The 19474-nt window shown below is 42.4% G+C and carries 17 protein-coding genes; 7 read left to right on the top strand and 10 right to left on the bottom strand.

The genetic code is table 11. The features are described 5' to 3' along the window. Positions 1-18: 18 nt before the first annotated feature. Entirely contained in the window at positions 19-759 is a 741-nt protein-coding gene (locus tag KFB94_03450; GenBank protein QVL46170.1) for a competence/damage-inducible protein A, read from the bottom strand. Positions 760-789: 30 nt separating this feature from the next. Further along, positions 790-1458: an MOSC domain-containing protein gene (locus KFB94_03445; GenBank protein QVL46169.1), complete on the bottom strand. Its 669-nt coding sequence runs from the start codon at positions 1456-1458 to the stop codon at positions 790-792. 201 nt (positions 1459-1659) lie between these two features. On the opposite strand from KFB94_03445, the gene yaaA reads away from it, so the two are divergent. Then, on the top strand, positions 1660-2430 hold the full coding sequence (gene yaaA / locus KFB94_03440) for a peroxide stress protein YaaA (GenBank protein ID QVL46168.1): 771 nt from the start codon (positions 1660-1662) through the stop codon (positions 2428-2430). 795 nt (positions 2431-3225) lie between these two features. Here yaaA and KFB94_03435 read toward each other — a convergent pair. Both KFB94_03435 and polA read right to left on the bottom strand, forming a co-directional pair. Further along, complete coding sequence (locus tag KFB94_03435) at positions 3226-3711, bottom strand: hypothetical protein (protein ID QVL46167.1); 486 nt, start codon at positions 3709-3711, stop codon at positions 3226-3228. A 207-nt stretch (positions 3712-3918) separates the two neighbouring features. Further along, on the bottom strand, positions 3919-6696 hold the full coding sequence (gene polA / locus KFB94_03430; protein ID QVL46166.1) for a DNA polymerase I: 2778 nt from the start codon (positions 6694-6696) through the stop codon (positions 3919-3921). A gap of 115 nt (positions 6697-6811) precedes the next feature. On the opposite strand from polA, the gene KFB94_03425 reads away from it, so the two are divergent. The 4 genes from KFB94_03425 (at position 6812) to KFB94_03410 (ending at position 9755) form a co-directional block, all read left to right on the top strand. Further along, on the top strand, positions 6812-7537 hold the full coding sequence (locus KFB94_03425; protein QVL46165.1) for a TIGR00730 family Rossman fold protein: 726 nt from the start codon (positions 6812-6814) through the stop codon (positions 7535-7537). A gap of 72 nt (positions 7538-7609) precedes the next feature. Next, entirely contained in the window at positions 7610-7960 is a 351-nt protein-coding gene (locus tag KFB94_03420) for a DUF2782 domain-containing protein (protein ID QVL46164.1), read from the top strand. A 58-nt stretch (positions 7961-8018) separates the two neighbouring features. Further along, positions 8019-8951 (top strand): homoserine kinase, encoded by a 933-nt coding sequence (locus KFB94_03415; GenBank protein QVL46163.1) that lies wholly within the window; start codon positions 8019-8021, stop codon positions 8949-8951. 12 nt (positions 8952-8963) lie between these two features. After that, positions 8964-9755, top strand: a complete 792-nt coding sequence (locus KFB94_03410) for a hypothetical protein (protein QVL46162.1) — start codon at positions 8964-8966, stop codon at positions 9753-9755. A gap of 51 nt (positions 9756-9806) precedes the next feature. Here KFB94_03410 and KFB94_03405 read toward each other — a convergent pair whose 3' ends face one another. From KFB94_03405 to KFB94_03385, 5 genes are all read right to left on the bottom strand, one after another. After that, on the bottom strand, positions 9807-11993 hold the full coding sequence (locus KFB94_03405; GenBank protein QVL46161.1) for a UvrD-helicase domain-containing protein: 2187 nt from the start codon (positions 11991-11993) through the stop codon (positions 9807-9809). A gap of 427 nt (positions 11994-12420) precedes the next feature. Next, positions 12421-13602: a chromate efflux transporter gene (gene chrA, locus KFB94_03400; GenBank protein ID QVL46160.1), complete on the bottom strand. Its 1182-nt coding sequence runs from the start codon at positions 13600-13602 to the stop codon at positions 12421-12423. Positions 13603-13692: 90 nt separating this feature from the next. After that, the gene (locus tag KFB94_03395) at positions 13693-14355 is read right to left on the bottom strand and encodes a hypothetical protein (protein QVL46159.1); all 663 of its coding nucleotides are present in this window, start codon (positions 14353-14355) and stop codon (positions 13693-13695) included. Positions 14356-14439: 84 nt separating this feature from the next. Further along, a complete protein-coding gene (gene ung / locus KFB94_03390) occupies positions 14440-15135 on the bottom strand; it encodes a uracil-DNA glycosylase (protein QVL46158.1) in 696 nt (231 codons plus the stop codon). A gap of 87 nt (positions 15136-15222) precedes the next feature. Further along, entirely contained in the window at positions 15223-15999 is a 777-nt protein-coding gene (locus tag KFB94_03385) for an alpha/beta fold hydrolase (GenBank protein ID QVL46157.1), read from the bottom strand. A gap of 110 nt (positions 16000-16109) precedes the next feature. Here KFB94_03385 and KFB94_03380 point away from each other — a divergent pair, with 110 nt between their 5' ends. Then, complete coding sequence (locus tag KFB94_03380) at positions 16110-17921, top strand: ATP-binding cassette domain-containing protein (protein ID QVL46156.1); 1812 nt, start codon at positions 16110-16112, stop codon at positions 17919-17921. A 27-nt stretch (positions 17922-17948) separates the two neighbouring features. On the opposite strand, the gene KFB94_03375 is transcribed toward KFB94_03380, so the two are convergent. Beyond that, positions 17949-18863 (bottom strand): SMP-30/gluconolactonase/LRE family protein, encoded by a 915-nt coding sequence (locus KFB94_03375; protein QVL46155.1) that lies wholly within the window; start codon positions 18861-18863, stop codon positions 17949-17951. Between the two features lie 197 nt (positions 18864-19060). On the opposite strand from KFB94_03375, the gene KFB94_03370 reads away from it, so the two are divergent. Beyond that, positions 19061-19405, top strand: a complete 345-nt coding sequence (locus KFB94_03370) for a hypothetical protein (GenBank protein ID QVL46154.1) — start codon at positions 19061-19063, stop codon at positions 19403-19405. The last annotated feature ends 69 nt before the right edge of the window (positions 19406-19474 follow it).

The raw sequence follows: 19474 nt of genomic DNA, 5'->3' as shown, positions 1-19474 counted from the left end.
GCCACATAATTCAGTTAACTAAATATCAAGCCATGGATAACCCAAAGCCGTTATACCTGCTTTTAAGTCTATTATCGCTTGGTTGACTAAAACAGTTTCACCTTTTATGCCCAGTTCGGTTGTTCTGCGTTGACCGCTTTTGGGTAAGCTAAATAGCTTCAATTGAGGGTATTTGGCAAGCATGGCATTCATAAAATCAATTAAATCACTCTCGCCAACCTCTGTCACCAAAATAGAGGCTTCAATATAATCTCGTTTGTGAAACAAGTGTTGATAGTATTTGTCTAGCACCCATTCCACCATTGGATGACCCATTTCAGGAAAGCCAGGTACAAAGTAATGCTCGTTAATACTAAAACCAGCCACTCGGTTCACTGGGTTGGGGATTAAATCTGCACCTTTTGGAAAGTCTGCCATCAATACCCGCTTCGGATAAGCGCTTTCGCCATATTGCGCTTCAATATTCGCAACTGCATCTTGATGTCGCTCAATCGGAACGCCAGCCGCCTTTGCTGCACATTGTCTGGTGTAATCATCTGGCGTAGCACCAATGCCACCAAAGCTAAACGCAATATCACCGCGTGCCATGCTGGCTTCTAATAAGAGGGTAATTTGATCTGGAACATCGCCTAAAAAATGTGCCCAGCTGAGTTGCAAACCACGCGCAGTGAGTAATTCAATCATCTTGCTCAAATGAGCATCTTTGCGTTTGCCAGAGAGTATTTCATCGCCAATAATATAAAGACCGATATTTTGCATAAAACATGCTTAACAATTAAAACGCTGATATTACGTTGTATCTCCTTTTCCGTCAGCATCTAATTTGGCCAAACGTTCGCTAAAAGCATCAACAAACAAGGGCGCCAAACTCTTAATTGTAAGCGCATGCGACAATGCATTGGCATCGCCTTCGTTGAGCTTATAAAGACCCAACGCTGCTCGAATGCTGATACTATCTGCCTCACGCGCTAATAAAGTAATCTCATCACCCGCGCCCACTTCGCCTTCTTCAATCACCTTGTGATAAAAACCGCTGTAACCACTCCATAAAAAGTCTTTGATAATGGCGGTATTATTCAGCTTATTGGCTAATTTAAAGCAAGGAATACGGGGCATGGTGGCTTGAATCACCGCGCCGCCCACTTTAAACATATCACCCACATAAACATCAGTTTCTAATAAACCAGAAACAGTAAAATTTTCACCAAAAGTGCCATAAGGTAATGCATCCTTAGCTAAGCATTGTTGCCAATGCGCATAATGCTCAACAGGGTAACTATAAACCGCTTGAAACTCACCGCCATGCACAGTTAAATCTGCTTGACCATCGCCAACAAGGTTAATTTTATTTAACCAAATACGCTTAGTTTGCGGCAGTTTATTGATCCCTGTTAAGACCGTATCGCCATTGATTTCAATGGGTTCTGGTTGAGAAATATTGACTGAAATTAGCTTCATTACTTTACTCGATGATGACCAGAATCAATCGTGACGGATAAAAAACAATACCGCAATGCGTAATATTGCGTAAGCGCAAATTTAATTGCTGAACTAATGATTCAACTAATTGCTCAATAACACACACAGTTGTATGATTTAAATCATAAATAAGATTCATCCATTTGATGATGTATCACACAAACAGAAAGCTAGCTATTTATGTTGTTCGTTATATCACCTGCAAAAAATTTAGATTTTGAAACGCCGCCCGTTACCAATAAGGCGAGTCAGCCTCGCTATTTGGCGCAATCAACCAAACTTATCACGCAATTAAAAACATTATCAGTGCAAGAAGTCGCGTCGCTCATGAGCCTCAGCGACAAACTGGCTGGCCTTAATCTCAGCCGCTATCAATCATGGCAAACACCATTTAATGCAGATAACGCCAAGCAAGCTGTATTAGCTTTTAATGGCGATGTCTATACAGGGCTAGATGCCACCACGTTAGATGAAGCTGGTTTAGCGTTTGCGCAAGAACATCTGCGCATTTTGTCAGGCCTATATGGCGTATTAAGACCATTGGATTATATGCAACCGTATCGCTTAGAAATGGGCACCAAATTAGCCAATCAAGCAGGTAACGATTTATATGATTTTTGGGGTGATGAACTCACCAACGCATTAATCGCAGAACCAGCATTTGCCGATAAAGTGTTGATTAATCTAGCCTCTAATGAATATTTTAAAGCCATCAAAACCAAACAACTCAACGCGAGAATCATTACCCCAATCTTCAAAGATGCTAAAAACGACCAATATAAAATCATCAGCTTCTATGCCAAAAAAGCACGCGGTTTAATGAGCCGCTATATTATTGATCACAAAATTACCGAGCCTGAAGCGATTAAAGGGTTTGATCGGGAAGGGTATTATTTTAGTGCGGAGCAGTCAAAAGGGGATGATTGGGTGTTTTTGCGAGAATCTTTGTAAGCTTAGGCTAATTTTCTACCAAGTCGCTTTTCGCGCGACGGCGACCCTATTTCTTTTGCTTGTCCAAAAGAAATAGGGGAAAGAAAAAGACACCCCGTCGCCTCGACCGCAAGGGTCGTCCCCAACCTCGCTAGGCGCTAAAGCGCCAAGTCGGTTGAGACGCCCTTCGGTTTCCCTGCGCTACTCAGCAAGCAAGGCGTCTGCGGAACTCGCTACGCTCAAACAGTCCTCGACGAAACCTCCTTGCTTACTTCCGTTGCTCGGCGTGGCTAAAGGGGGCGGAAACTTCGTGAGGTTTCACTATTGCATCACTGAACAAACATCAAACACAGTCATTCCCGCGAAGGCGGGAATCCATGTTGTGCTTTTTAAATTCAAAATGGATTCCCATTTACATGGGAATGACGACTTTCTACGTTGGTTTTGACTTACATCCCTTTTATCAAGCTGAGTAGCGCAGACAAAATAAGACGAAGGCGAGGACTGTTTGAGCTCCGCGACAGACTACGTTTTGTGTAGTCTGTTAGGGCGAGTTCCGCAGCCGCTTATTTTGTTGAGCAACGCAAGGGAGGCGTAGCCCTTGATAGCAGGGTGTGTATTTCTTTGGTTACTTTCTTTGGCACAAGCAAAAGAAAGTGAGTCGCCTAGAGGCGAAACAGAATGTAACTTAATTGAGATGCATACGGCGCAATGCGCTATCGCTTATTGTCGCCCTACTTATTACGCGCTACGCTTGCTACGATTGTTAACGTTCGAGATAAGGGGCGCCGTTAGGCGTCCCGCTTGATGGATGGGTTAGCGTGATGCTTTTGGTTGTGACAACCATTGTCTAAACCCAACAATACTAAGAACTATGCCGATTACTAAGGATAAAGCGCCCATAATAAACCATAGTTTTTTCATAAACTCATAGTGCTTGGTTAATTCAAAATGTTTTTTGTATTGAATTAACGCGTCATTCATTTCTTTTTCTAATTGTCTAGCTTCTGGCTCCCGCTTAAAAAAATCCTGTGCTGCCTTCCTAAGTTGCTCTACTGACACATTAGGTTTCTTTAAGCCATTTGAATCAAAGGTACGGCTCATTATGGCTTTTTCTTCTTTCACCTTCTGCGCAAAGCGTAGTTGAGCAAACTTTGTTTCATCCGTTTTTTCTAATGCATTAATTCGTGCCAGCTCCGACTCGTTATACTTTTCTATTGGATAAGTAACACCAATAAGTATCAATGCAACTCCTGCAATTGCAATAAATTTATGAAGTCGGTCAGTCGGAGGAGTTATCATGGCGCTAACGTAAAGTAGTCATCTTAAATGACGCAAAACTTTGCGTCATTGATGCTTGTTTGATGGTGTTAATTTTCATTATTTTTATTTATTTGAGTTAGTTAATCTTTTTTAGTCCATCCTGAAAAATAGACCAAATATGTTAAATGTAGGCTTGCTTATTCGATGAATTATTTTATACCTAATGCGCTCTTGTGTTGAGAGATTTTAATGCGCCCCTTCCCAATTCCCACTAACTCCAACCTCCGCCAACAACGGCACATCCAACTTAGCGACATTCTGCATCAACTCAGGAAGCTTTTGCTTCACCAATTCCAACTCATTATCAGGCACTTCCAATACCAATTCATCATGTACCTGCATAATCAATTTTGATTGTAAGCGCTCACTAACAAGCCAATTTTGCACAGCAATCATAGCGAGTTTAATCAAATCTGCGGCGGTGCCTTGCATCGGCGCATTAATCGCAGCACGTTCTGCGCCTGCGCGACGGTTACCGTTTGGACTGTTGATTTCTGGTACCCATAATCGTCGGCCAAAGTAGGTTTCTACATAGCCTTTTTGTTTAGCCAGTTCGCGCGTGTCATCCATATATTGGCGCACGCCTGGGTAGCGGGCAAAGTAGCGTTCAATATAGTTTTGGGCGGCGCTGCGTTCGATGTTGAGGTTTTGGGCTAAGCCGAAGGCGCTCATGCCATAAATCAAACCGAAGTTAATGACTTTGGCAAAACGGCGTTGCTCACTATCGACATGGTCTTTTTCTATGCCAAACACTTCGGCGGCGGTGGCGCGGTGGATGTCTTCATTATTGGCAAAGGCTTTGAGCATGCCTTCATCTTTAGATAAATGCGCCATGATGCGTAGCTCAATTTGTGAGTAATCGGCAGAGACAATCTGTGAGCCTGCTGGTGCAATAAACGCTTCACGAATGCGCCGACCTTCGGCTGTTCGGACGGGAATATTTTGCAAGTTAGGGTCGGAGCTGGCGAGTCGGCCGGTAATTGCCACAGCTTGGTTGTAACTGGTGTGCACACGACCGGTATGCGGGTTAATCATTTTTGGCAGTTTGTCGGTATAGGTTGATTTCAGTTTAGCTAGCCCACGATACTCTAATAACACTTTTGGTAATGGATAATCTAAAGCCAACTCTTGTAGCACATCTTCATCCGTACTTGGTGCGCCACTGGGGGTTTTTTTAAGCGGTTTAATGCCTAATTTATCAAACAAAATTTCTTGTAATTGTTTGGGTGAGCCTAAGTTAAATTGTTGCCCAGCCAGTTCATAAGCCTTGTTTTCTAGCTCAACTAAACGCAGGCCAAGCTCATGGCTTTGCTTATTCAGCATGTTGGCATCAATCAACACACCATTTCTCTCAATGGTGTATAAAATCTCCATGGAGGGCATTTCGATATTGCTATAAATAAAGTTGAGTTTGTCATCTTGGGCAATATGCGGCATTAACGTTTGGTGAATTTGCAAGGTGATATCCGCATCTTCTGCCGCATATTCGCTTGCCGTTTCAACCGTCACTTCATTAAACTTCACTTGCTTTGCGCCTTTGCCAGCCACATCTTCAAAGTGAATGGTTGTTAAGCCAAGATGGCGCATGGCAAGGTCATCCATATTGTGGGTGCGATGACTTTCTAATACATACGATTGCAACAAGGTATCGTGAGCGATGCCGTTTAAAACAATGTCATGGTTTGCCAGAATATGTTTGTCATATTTTAAATTTTGCCCTACTTTTTTAATGGCAGGGTTTTCTAGAATCGGTTTTACTTTGGACAATGTTTCTTTAAACGGTAGTTGTGAAGGCGCGTCGAAGTAATCATGCGTCAATGGTAAATATGCGGCTTTGCCGGCCTCTACACTAAACGACATGCCGACAATTTGCGCTTGCATCGGCTGTAAACTCGTGGTTTCGGTATCAAAGCAAATCAGCTCGGCTTTGCTTATTTTGTCTAGCCAAAGATCTAAATCAGCAGTAGTGAGGATGGTAGTATATTCGCGCGCTGTATTAACAGATGCGGCAAATAAATCGGTTGTGATTTGTTTGGCTTCATAAGTCGCTTGTGATACAGGCGCTTGGCTAATGCCTGTTGGCACAATGCCATTTTCATCCATTTTTTCTAAATCGCGTTTCCAGCTTCGCAATTCAAAACGATCAAATAAGGTGATTAGTTTGGCTTTGTTTAATGCGCGCGGTGCAAGGTCGGTTAAATTCTCTTGCATACCGATATCACAACGGATGGTAATTAGTGCTTTAGCGGTTGGCAACCACGTTAAAGCTGCACGTAAATGCTCACCCACTTTGCCAGTGATATTGTCTGCATTTTTAATAATGCCATCTAAAGAGCCATATTCTTGTAGCCATTTAACGGCTGTTTTAGGGCCGACTTTTTCTACGCCTGGCACGTTATCCACTTTATCGCCAATCAAGGTTAAATAATCAATGATTAAGCTGGGTGGAATGCCAAATTTCTTTTCTACGCCAGCAATATCTAACACATCATCGGTTCTTCTAAATGCATCGCGCATGGTATTGACCACGGTAATGTGATCATTCACCAATTGTGCAATATCTTTATCCCCCGTTGAAATAATGGTTCTGATGCCTTCGCTTTCGGCTTGTTTAGCCAGCGCGCCTATCACATCATCTGCCTCCACGCCTTCTATCATAATCAGCGGCCAACCAAGCGCAACAATCGCTTCGTGCAATGGTTCTATTTGTGGACATAAATCATCGGGCATCGGCGCTCGATTGGCTTTATATTCAGGATAAATATCGTCACGGAAGGTTTTGCCTTTGGCATCAAATACACAAGCACAATAATCGGCTGGATAATCTTTATGCAAACGGCGCAACATATTCAATACACCATGAATAGCGCCAGTGGGTTCGTTAGCCGCATTACGCAAGTCTGGCATCGCATGAAAGGCGCGATATAAATAAGACGAGCCATCAACAAGTAATAAGGTTTTCATATCAAAATCTCTGGTTTTCCGATTTGTTTTATGTGGTATTTTCCCATATGTCACCCTGCTTTATGTAATATCATTGCTACATTAACCAAACAGGGCGAATAAAAAAGGAAATAAAATGGCAACGAATAAGTTACCACAAATGACAACACCAGAGCTATTGCATGGCGATGCTGAGGGTAATGAATCTTGGCATGCATTTGAAATTGTGTCTGAATATGTAAGAGCAACTGAAACATTAAAAAGAGTGATGCCCGCTGTTTCAATTTTTGGTAGTGCGCGAATAAAATCTGACCATCCATATTACAAGCTGACTGAAAGAGTGGCTCGTTTGTTATCAGATTCAGGTTTTACCGTTATCTCTGGCGGCGGGCCTGGGATTATGGAAGCTGCTAATAAAGGAGCATTTGCTGGTGTCGGACCCAGTGTAGGTTTAAATATCGAATTGCCATTTGAGCAATCGGGTAATGGTTATCAAGATATTGGCATTACTTTTAAAACGTTTTTTATGCGTAAGGTCATGTTTGTTAAATATGCATCGGCTTATGTGGTCATGCCAGGTGGATTTGGTACCTTGGATGAGTTGATGGAGGCCTTGACGCTGGTGCAAACAGGCAAATCGCATAAAATTCCCATTATTTTGGTTTGCTCAGCTTTTTGGGCAGGATTATTAGATTGGTTAAAAAATACCTTGATTGCTGAAGGGATGGCATCCCCAAACGACATGGATTTGATTCAAGTGATTGATGAACCCGAAGCAGTTGTTGCGGCTATATTTAAATATTACGAATCCAGAGGATTTCAATTAACCGCAGAAGACAAGAAAAATCAGCTTAATTTGTAATGAATTAACGAATCTAATCGTGCTTTTTGTTAGAATGAAAGCATAATGTAAATTGTGAATAGGTGGTTTGAGATGCATAAAAAATTATTGTTAAGCTTGTTAGGAACCGCATTACTTTGCTTGATGCCTCAACTGCTTTTTGCCGCAACGCCAGCTGACGCAGAAATGTTAGAGCAAGTCGAACCACCGCCTAAGGTAAAAGAGGGCGAGCCTTTAGAAGATGCGCCAGAAGTCACTATCCGTAAAGAGGGTGGAAAAACGATTCAAGAGTATCGTATTCATGGCGAGCTCTATATGATGAAAGTGACCCCCGCTCACGGCGTTCCCTATTATCTGTATAAAGAAGATCAGCAAAGTGATTGGGTCAATGTTGGGCCTAACCCGCCTTTGGCTGTGCCTAAATGGACGCTTTTTAGATTCTAATTTTAATCAATATGGGCTGGTTTCGTCACTGGGCCTTTTTAACCATTAAGTAAGCTTTATGTCAGTTTTTACCACCTTAACACTTGAAGAAGTGCAAGCGTATTTGCAGAATTTTTCTATAGGGGAGATTACTGCACTCAAAGGTATCGCAGCAGGTATTACCAATACCAATTATTTTGTAATCACCGAAACATCGCGTTATGTGTTAACGATATTTGAAGCAAGCAGCATGCGTGATCTACCTTATTTTGTTGCACTCATGACGCATTTGGCAGCACATGATATTCCTTGCCCTGCGCCAATCGCTGATAACAATGGGGTTGCATTACATTTGATTAAAGACAAGCCAGCGCTGTTGGTGAGCTGTCTGAAGGGCAGTGATGTCGATAGCCCAGATGAGCTTCAGTGCGCACAAGTTGGCCGAGTATTGGCAAAAATGCATGTGGCAGGAGCAACATTCCAACAAATATCGCACAATCAAAGAGATGCCGTTTGGCGTGCAAACACCGCGCAAAAAGTCATGAGTCAATTATCAGCGGACGATCAGTCCTTGCTAAAGCAAGCCCTTGTTTTTCAAGAAAACTTGGATCTGACGAGTTTACCAAAAGGCGTCATCCATGGCGATTTGTTCCGTGATAATGTGTTGTTTGACGGGGCGGCATTGGGTGGGTTTATTGATTTTTATTATGCCTGTCATGATGTGCTGGCTTATGATGTGGCGATTGCAGTCAATGATTGGTGTTTAACTGATACGGGTGAATTTGATGAGCCACGTTTGAATGCTTTTATGCAGGCTTATACAGAAGTGCGACCTTTTAATGAGCTTGAACAGCAAGCTTGGCAAGGATTGTTATGTATCGCGGCAGTACGGTTTTGGTTATCTAGATTGCATGATTTATACTTTCCTGCAGAAGGAGAGTTGACCCATGCAAAAGACCCAAATTACTTTAAGAACATTTTGTTAAAACGAGCAACGCCAAGTGCGTTATAGGTTGAACTAAACATGGCAATATTAGCATCACGAACTAAAACAGGTATTAGCTGGATGACTGAGAGTATTGCACTTTTCAAACTAGCGCCGAGACAGTGGCTACTATTGGCACTTGCTTACCTTGGTATTTTTATATTGATTCCTTCTTTTCCTGGTGTACAGCTATTCGCATTTGTCACGATTTTGATTTGGCCTATTTTTATCGCCATTGCCATCCGTATGTATCGCAATGCAGAGTATCAAAAGCAAGAGCATTTTTCACTGATGATGCAATTAATTCAGCCGAAAATAAGAAGATTATTGGCATTAGGTTTGGTGAATCTTGGCTATTTTATGGTGGTGAGTATGCTATTAAATACAGACATGCAAACACTCATAGCAGTCATGAATAACCAACAGCAAATGAGCGAACAGGAAATGGTGTTGGCCATGCAAAAGATGACGCCTATTTTTGTGAAACTTATTTTGCTTTTTATTCCATTGATGATGGCAACTTGGTTTGCGCCCATGCTAATTGCGTTCAATCATTACAGTGTAATCAAGTCATTAAAGTCGAGTATCGCAGGATCGTTGCAATACCTAGTGGCACTGATAGCTGGGTGGCTATTATTGACAGCTGGCATCATGTTATTCATGCTAGCGGCAAGTATATTATCTGGTTTATTTGCGTTTATTCATCTTGCTTTTGCACAATCGTTAATGACTGTTTTAATATTTGGGGTGACATTGGTAAGCATTGCCCTAACGTTGGCTTTTCAATATGTGAGCTACCGCGATATTTTTCGTGCCGCACCTATTGCTTAAGCCTCAAGGCTTTAAAACTATGCTTAAGGCGGGTGTTTAGTTAGGCCACACTTAAATGGCAGTCAATTTGGCAAATTCTAGAGCAAGCCATTTTAGGCCGTGATGGCTAAAATTCACTTGCACCCGCATATCATTGGCAGCACCTTCATAACTCACCACTACGCCATTACCAAATTTAGCATGTGCAACGCTTTGTCCAACTTTCCAGGGCATGGCATTCTTTTGTTCTTGGCTTTTATGTCCTGTCATCACATGCGGCATTTCTTGATAGTTGTAGTTGGATAATGTAGCCGCTGGCTTGCTATTGAGTCGCTTAATCAGCTCTTCTGGAATTTCATCTAAAAATCGAGAAGCAATGCCATAACGTACTTTACCGTGCAACATGCGGCTTTGCGCATAACTCAAATATAAACGTTGTCTTGCACGCGTAACGGCCACATACATTAATCGACGCTCTTCTTCCAAGCCGTTGTGTTCATACAGGCTTTGTTCATGCGGACACAGACCTTCTTCTAAACCGCTAATAAATACCGTTCTAAACTCTAAGCCTTTAGCTGCGTGTACCGTCATTAATTGAAGCGCATCATGGCCAACTTCTGCTTGATGTTCGCCCGCTTCTAAGCTGGCGTGACTTAAAAATTGTGTTAACAAATCTTGTTCAGTTTCACCATCGACATTGTTGTGGTTACCAAAATCTTGGTTGGTAAAAGCAACGGCTGCTGTGACAAGTTCTTCCAAGTTAGCAATGCGGTCTTCACTATCTTTGGTATTTTCGTAATGTGCTTTTAAGCCAGACATGGTCGTGACTAATTCTGCTACTTCTGCCAAGGTAACGCCATAAGCTTGATCAGTCATTACACGAATTAAATGGACAAAATCAGCAATTTTCCCAGTCGCTTGGCAAGCCGCGGCCCATAAGCTACAGTCTTGTTGACGCGCGATTTCTTGTAACTGCTCTAGACTACGCGTACCAATACCGCGGGCAGGAAAATTAATCACGCGCAACAGCGCCGTATCGTCATTAGCATTGGCCATTAGCCGCATATAAGCCAATGCATGTTTAATTTCAGCACGCTCAAAAAAGCGCAAACCGCCATACACACGATAAGGCAAATTGGCTGAAAATAATGCATGCTCCAAAATACGTGATTGTGCATTGCTACGATACAGCAATGCCATTGCGCTTAAGTTAATACCTTCTGCATGTAGCATTTTTATTTCATCGACAATAAATGCTGCTTCGTCAGTATCGTTGTAAGCTTCGTAAATGCGCACTGGCTCGCCTTTGCCGGCAGATGTCCATAAGTTTTTACCTAGGCGATTTTTATTATGCGAAATAATCGCATTCGCCGCGTCTAAAATATTGCTATGTGAACGGTAGTTTTCTTCTAATTTAACAATATTTTTGACATTAAAATCTTTTTCAAAATCTTGCATATTGCCAACACGCGCACCACGAAAACCATAGATAGATTGATCATCATCGCCAACAGCAAACAGGCAGTTTTCTTTACCGGCCAACAACTTCAACCATAAATATTGCAAGCGGTTAGTGTCTTGAAACTCATCAACCAAAATATATTTAAAACGATTTTGGTAATGGTTACGGATATGCGCGTCACGTTCTAATAATTCATAACAACGTAATAATAGCTCTGAAAAATCAGCGACACCTTCACGGTTACATTGCTTATCATACTCAGCATAAATCTCTCTTAAACGTTGTGAGTGCGCATCATAAGCATCGACTTTATCAGCACGCAAACCTTCCTCTTTGCATGAGTTGATATAGCCTTGCACTTGCTTGGGCACAAACTTTTCATCATCCACATTCATCAGCTTAAGCAGCCGTTTGATGCTGGATAATTGATCCGCTGTATCTAAAATTTGGAAGGTGCTTGGTAAGCCTGCTTCACGATGATGGGCGCGTAATAAACGATTACACAAACCATGAAATGTGCCGACCCACATGCCTCGTGTATTAATTGGCATCATTGTGGTTAAGCGCGTCAGCATTTCTTTAGCGGCTTTATTGGTAAACGTGACCGCCATTAATCCCATGGGTGAAATTTGGCCAGTTTGAATCAGCCATGCAATACGCGTCGTGAGCACACGTGTTTTACCACTACCCGCGCCAGCTAAAATTAAAGACGATTGGTGCGGTAATGTTACAGCCTCGAGCTGTTTATTGTTTAACCCAGACAGTAGGGGGTCGCTAGCTATATTCGGAATATCCATGGCGTTATTATAGCGCCTGAACTGAGTTAATGCTGTAGTGTTTAGCTTAGTGTTTACCACAGTGGAGGCAGCCTTTAGGGTGCTTGTATGTGAGGGGTTATCTATCGTGGTAATTGTATTGGGTGTGGGTAATGCATCAACCGTTTAATCTGCATATACACGATCGTATTTGACAAGCCGCACACATTCGCTGGTGATAAATCAAACTTAATCAATCGTTGTGTACGTTGGGATTTACAATTGGTTACAAAAAATTGCGCACATGGGATGAACTTCATTAATGATGCTTAGTCCTATTTTGCATGGTAATAAAATGTTTGTGTTTTGTTACCGTTCCGCTTTTTTCCTCCCTGAGCGGAAGCCTTCCAAAAAAGGCACTTAACCCCAGCCGGCCCCTTGGTTGGGGTTTTTTTTGTCTATCATTTGATTAAATAAAGTGCATTGTCACAGAAGCCAACACCGTCCCAATAACGACTAGTAATGGAGATAATCGCCATTTGGCTAGCAAGAAAAGAGCAATGCCACTAATGATGAAATCGATAGTTGAGACAATGCTGGAAATGGCAATTGGATGAATCAATGCTGCCGCTAAAATACCGACAACGACAGCGTTAATGCCACTAATTGCCTTGGTGGCTAAAGGATTGGCTGATACTGATTGCCATAGCGGTAATGCAGCGCTAATCAATAGAAGGCCTGGCAAAAACATACACAGCAAAGCAAGTAATGCACTGCCAAAATTGATACTGTGACTGTCTGGGATAATGGCACCTAAGTAGGCTGAAAAAGCAAACATGGGGCCTGGAATGGCCTGTGATGCACCGTATCCAGCCAGAAAGTGCGCATTGCTAATCCAGCCTGTATCGACAACAGCCTGTTCTAATAACGGCAATACAACATGTCCACCACCAAAGACAAGAGCGCCAGCTTGATAAAAGGCTTGACCAACCGCAATGAATCCTGGTTCGTGATTGGGTATCAATGAAGCGAGCAACAGCACAATAAATAGACTGAATAACAGCCATGCAAAACGTTTGTTGATATTGAGTAACGGCATGGCATTGCTTGAGGGTGTTGGACGGCATAGCAACAGGCCAATCACAGCACCAATGATAATCACAAGCATGTGTGCCCAAGCAACTTGTATGATCAGTAGCGCAATAGCCGCTACTAATGCAATGATACGACGGGTGTGATCGGGGCACAGTTTTTTCGCCATTGCCCATACGGCATCTGCAACCACAACAACAGCGACTAATTTTAAGCTGTGAATTAAGGCCACGCCAAGTGCGTTAGACAGCAGCGGCAACAGTGAAGCAAAGCCAACAAGCAACAAAGCAGACGGTAAAGTAAAGGCAATAAAAGCAGCCAATGCCCCTGGCCATCCTGCACGAATAAAGCCAAGTGCAAATCCTAATTGACTGCTAGCAGGACCCGGCAAAAACTGACAAATTGCCAGTAACTGACTGAATTGATGCTCATTGGTCCATTGTTGTTTTTCAATCAGCTCTTTGCGGAAATAAGCGATATGTGCAATAGGTCCACCAAATGCGGTGAGCCCAAGTTTTAAAAAAGTAATCAATACATTAGCAAGGCGGGATTTATGCATTATTTGATGGCGGTAACGACAATCAATCACAGTCGCTGCAATATGGTTAGTGGATCTGCTTCATGCATTCAGTGTTTACGATCTAGCCTATTACTGTCTGGATAGTGTCCACAAATCTTCCCCAGCATAAACACCATTACTGTAATAAGATCTTGAAACAATCAGTGCGTGATTCTGCAAGATTACGTGATAAATCGTTTCGGTCATGCGGCTAAACCTTGTTGCACGCGCGATTGTTTGCGTCGAGTTTAAAGTGTTATTTTTTGTCTTAGGGTCTGGTTGCGGAGTTGGCTGGTTGATTCTTCTGTATTTTTCTGAAAACGTTAGGTGATTATCGTCAACAAATGCAAGGTCGAATACAGGGCTGTTACCCAGTAATAAAAGTGACTCCGATTTTCTGACACGCGCTTTAATCAATTGTTTGTTCGCTTGCATCGATAAGCCTATCTGGTTGTTGATATGCACATTGGCATCCAATGTTGCATCGTGAACGATCCTTTGCGGCGCTCTATCTGGGCCTCTACATTCTATTGCGCTCGCATGACCTCTCCATTTGCCGACCAACTTGCTAAAGAAAGCGTTGATTCTGTTTTTTTCGGGGTCAGACAATACGCTGGTGTTTTCTAAATCATAATAGGCATTACCTAATGTCGCTAGGCTGGGTGAAGTTTGGTAACACACTTCACTATTGGCATAAGCAAGATTACTGATGAATGATAGCAGTGCAATCATCATGATTCGTTGACAATACATGCGGCGTTCCTTCGCTGATTGATAAAATACAGATTGATAATACAGTATCTATTGTGTGCATTATATGCCATCACGGCATTCTTACTATAGTTGCCAATCGATTGGCGCTTGCCCATGTTGTTGCAAGTATTGGTTGATTTGCGAAAATTGGTGATTACCAAAAAAACCACGATGGGCTGATAAAGGTGAGGGATGAACAGACTGCAATACCAAATGCCTAGTACTATCAATCGCCTTGCCTTTTTTCTGCGCATAACTTCCCCATAGCACAAAGACAAGATTATTGCGTTGCGTGTTTAATGCTGCAATTGCCGCATCGGTAAATGTTTCCCAGCCACGATGTTGATGCGAGCCTGCAATAGACTGTTCCACAGTTAATGTTGCATTTAATAATAAAACGCCTTGTGCAGCCCACGGCGATAAATCACCTTTACCACTCATGCCAATACCAAGATCGGCCGTTATTTCTTTAAAAATATTCATCAAAGACGGCGGTGGTTTTATGCCATCAGGTACAGAAAAACTCAAGCCATGTGCTTGTGGCCTGCCATTATCTTGTCCATGATATGGGTCTTGTCCAATAATCACCACGCGTACCGATTCAAACGGTGTGTGATTAAACGCGTTAAAAATCAATTCACTAGGCGGGTAAATGATTTTACCAGCTGCTTTTTCTTGCTTTAAAAAAGCACCTAAGTTTTGCATATAGGTTTGATTAAACGCTTGCCCAATAACTGCTTGCCATGAGGGGTGAAGTTGACCTAGCTTTTCAGTTGGCATGGCAGTATTGTCTCAGTTGAAAAGTGAGCATTATGTTCGTTGAAGCACAAAAGCGTCAATAAGCAAGTGTGTTGCTAGCCATGTGTGCTAGATAGGTGAATCGTCTGGTTGATGCAGAAATTCTGCCACTGTTTCGATAAATGCCTGTGGTTGTTCAGCATGTACCCAATGCCCGGTTGGCAAACTAACAAATTGTGATTGTGTAAAATGGATTTTAATCTGCTCAACATCTTTATCTTGCACATAATCACTACGTTCACCTCGGATAAATAGACTTGGTTTGTCAAACGGTATTGGTAGATTTAGTGCTTGGCGAATTGCAGGATAGTTGGCTTTTAACGCCGATAAATGAATCCGCCATGCCAAATTGCCATTGTGATTGATAAGATTCATTAATAAAAATTGGCGCACTCTTGGATTGTCAATGGTGCTGCTGAGTGCTTGATCAACATCGCGGCGATGGCGCATCACTGAGAGATCAACTGCCATCATGGCATCAATGAGATAGGTTTGCACATCGGCATAGCTGCGTATGGCCATATCAACAATAACCAGTTGATCAACGCGCTTAGGATATTGCGCAGCAAACTGCATCGCTACTTTTCCGCCCATTGAATGGCCTAGTAACAGGGTAGCATCTAAATTGAGTGCATCACATAGTTCAAGCAGATCCTCTGCCATAAGCGTATAGTCTTGTCTGTCATGGTGGGGCGATCTACCATGATTGCGCAAATCTACGCTAATCACTTGGTAGTATGTTGAAAAATGTTTAGCAACAACACCCCAATTGTCGGCAGAACCAAATAAGCCGTGTAGTAAAATAAGTGGCTGGCCTTGACCAACGCTTTGATAGTGTAATTGCATGTGCAGTATTTTAGTCCTTTCACCGTAATTTGTATGCGCTATGTGAAGATGAGACTGCACTTTATTAAACCCATCAGGTCATACAAAGCTAACTGTAGAAAACGCACGCCATGACAAAAAACAACACACCAATCAACAAACAAATACCATCATCAAAACGCATCGTCTCCTTAAAAGACTTATGGCCATTTTTAAAACCATATCGCTTACAAATGGCAATTGCCTTTGTATTATTAAGTCTGGCTTCAGTGGCTTTATTGCTAGTACCATTGGCCTTTCGTGATTTGATTGATGTCGGTTTTGGCAGCAGTCAAGGCACAACACCAACAGTGAATATTGATACCAAGTTTGGCATACTATTTGGGTTGGCCGCTTTTTGGGCGCTGATGGTGGCTTCACGCTACTACATGGTTTCATGGATAGGAGAGCGTGTAACAGTCGATTTGCGTAGTGCAGTATATGCCAGTGTGCTGAAGCAATCACCACAGTTTTTTGAAACCTTACAAACAGGCGAAGTGCTTTCTCGACTAACGGGAGATACCACGCTGATTCAAACAGTGGTCGGTAGCTCTGCATCCATGGGTTTGCGTAGCCTATTTCAATTTGCTGGTGGTATGGTTATGCTGGCAGTGACCAGTTTTTACTTATTTTCAATTAATATTGGTTTGATGGTTTGCCTGATATTCCCCATCGTATTAATCGGTCGTTCAGTCAAAAAACTATCACGCGAATCGCAAGACCGCATTGCCGATAGCTCCGCCATGGCAGGTGAAATTTTAAATGCCATGCCAACCGTACAATCGTATACCCAAGAGAAACGTGAAACGCATCGTTTTGCCAACAGCGCGCAGCTAAGCTTTATCACTGCCATTAGGCGTGTCAAAGTACGGGCATTATTAACCGCTGTGATTATTACCGCCGTGATGGGCACTATTATTTTTGTGTTATGGCTGGGTGCGCGACAAGTCAGTCAAGGGGTTATGACTGGGGGTGAGTTAGCTTCGTTTGTTTTATATGCCGCCATGGTTGCAGGTAGCGTGAGCACAATCGCGCAAGTATGGGGCGATATTATGCGTGCTGCTGGCGCTACAGAACGATTGCTCGAGTTACTGCATACAGAAACAGTGATTATCGAGACGGATAAGCCATTGGCATTGGCCAGTGAAACGGAAGCCAATATCCAGTTTAATAATGTGCAATTTCACTATCCATCAAGGCCATTAACACCAGCATTAAACAACGTGAATTTGGCCATTAAAGCAGGCGAAACCGTGGCTTTTGTTGGACCATCCGGCGCAGGTAAAACCACCCTGTTTCAATTATTGTTACGCTTCTATGATGCGCAAACTGGCATTATCACCATTAATGATCAAAACATTAATCATATTCGTCTGCATGATTTGCGCCGTCTCATTGCCATCGTGCCGCAAGACCCGATTATTTTTTCTGCCAATGTTCTAGAAAATATTCGCTACGGCAAGCCAGAGGCAAGTGATGAAGCTGTTATTGCCGCTGCTCATGCCGCGCAAGTGGCGCAATTTGTGCCGCAATTGCCAGATGGCTATCACACATTTTTAGGTGAGCGCGGCACGCGTTTATCCGGTGGGCAAAGACAACGCATTGCTATTGCACGCGCCATGTTAAAAGACGCCCCTATTTTACTATTAGATGAGGCGACTAGCGCACTAGATGCAGAATCTGAAACGCTGGTGCAAGCAGGACTCAATGCAGCCATGCTTGGCAGAACAACCTTGATTATTGCCCATCGATTAGCCACTGTACAAAAAGCCGATAAAATTGTTGTGATGGAAAATGGACAGATTGTCGAGATAGGTGATGCCGCTAAATTACGTAAAAAAGGGGGTTTATATGCAAGGCTTGCAGCATTGCAATTTGCTGGCGACTTACCAATCGCCCCTTAAAGTGAGCATACTAGTGATTAGTTGGGCTTAATTAACAGATATCAAGTCAATAAAGTCTAATTCACCAGCCTTCATATCTGGCACCATTAAATAGCGTTCGTCTTTGGTTAAGGCAATATCAGCGGCGGCTTGGTATTGTGGGCCTATGGTCGTTACCTCACCAGTGATGCTGATAGCAAATACTTTCCCATTTTTCCAATCACTCACATACATGGTACCGCTGGAGTGATGCACAAGACCATCACCACCACCAAAGCCTGCTTCAATATCAGTAAGTTCGGCAGTTTCGGTATTTAAGGTATATAAAACACCAGAAGTAAAATCGACAAATAGTAAAAACTTGCCCGTATTATCAGCCAGTAATCCGTTCGGTGCGATAACCAATGGATTGTCTGCGCCATCCACCAACACAGCTACTTCACCGTTAGCATTAACTTTATAAATCGCACCACCTTTGCCTGTGCCCATAATATCGCCACTATCCGACACATATAAATTGCCTTGTGGGTCGGCTTCTAGGTCATTCAAAAATTGAGGCACTTTTGGGAAAGCGCTTGCCGGCACGAAGATTTCTTTTTTTGTTGCATCGGCTAAATGGATTTTTAAAATTTGGGTTTTATCTGCAACATACAGTGAATCGCCAATGATGACTAAGCCTTTGGGATCATCTAAACCATCTGCAAATACCCTTAATTGGCCATTTTCTATCACGCTAATCTGACCATCACCATCTTGTCCAAATACATTAATTTCAGACACATAAATCTTACCATCATTAGCCTGTACAACCGATTCGGGCGACTTTAAGCCTGTCACTTTTGTGAATACAACTGCAACTGGTGGGTCAGGCTCTTGTTTTTGGCAGGCAATTAGGCTTGCACAAACAAGAGCAGTTAAAAATATCGTTTTTAATGAGTAGGTAATTGATTGGTTACACAACATCGTATCCTCAATGGATTAGTAATAATGGTTATTCACATTTGACACACCCAATAGGGCATGATTATTGCAATAAATCACAAACAAGTGTGCGCTACACTGGCTGTTTTTGTCAATGATCGTTTTGCATAAAGACATGGAGTTTCGCTCAAAGCCACTGTATGATTTTAATTAAACCACCAGTTTAAGACAGGAATGATATGAAAAAAAGACATCTGACTGCACTAGGATTATTGTTAATCACCACCAATATGATTGCACTTGCTGCAGAAGCAAATGGTGATCTGATGCAAGCAGACACCAATCATGACGGAAAAGTCAGCTTCGAAGAATTTAAAGCCGCACACGAAGCTGCCATGCTAGAACGCTTTAAAAGTAAAGACGTAAATAAAGACGGTTTTATTGATTTAGAAGAAAAAGTAGTAGCGCAAGCAAAACAAAAAGTTGAAGAGCAAGCAAAAGAAGAAGCTGAAGCAAAAACTTCAAGAGAAAAATACGAGCAAGAAAGAGAAACGCGCAAAAAACATTTTTTTAAATATAAATAGTACTTAATGGCTTTTAACCACACTGCGTAATAAATGCATGCGTTATGCCAACTGAAATTAAAAAAGGCA

It is taken from the genome of Methylophilaceae bacterium (assembly GCA_018398995.1).
GTDB lineage: Bacteria > Pseudomonadota > Gammaproteobacteria > Burkholderiales > Methylophilaceae.
Note: the sequence above shows the minus strand (reverse complement) of the source record. Positions and strands in the feature narration are given on the sequence as shown.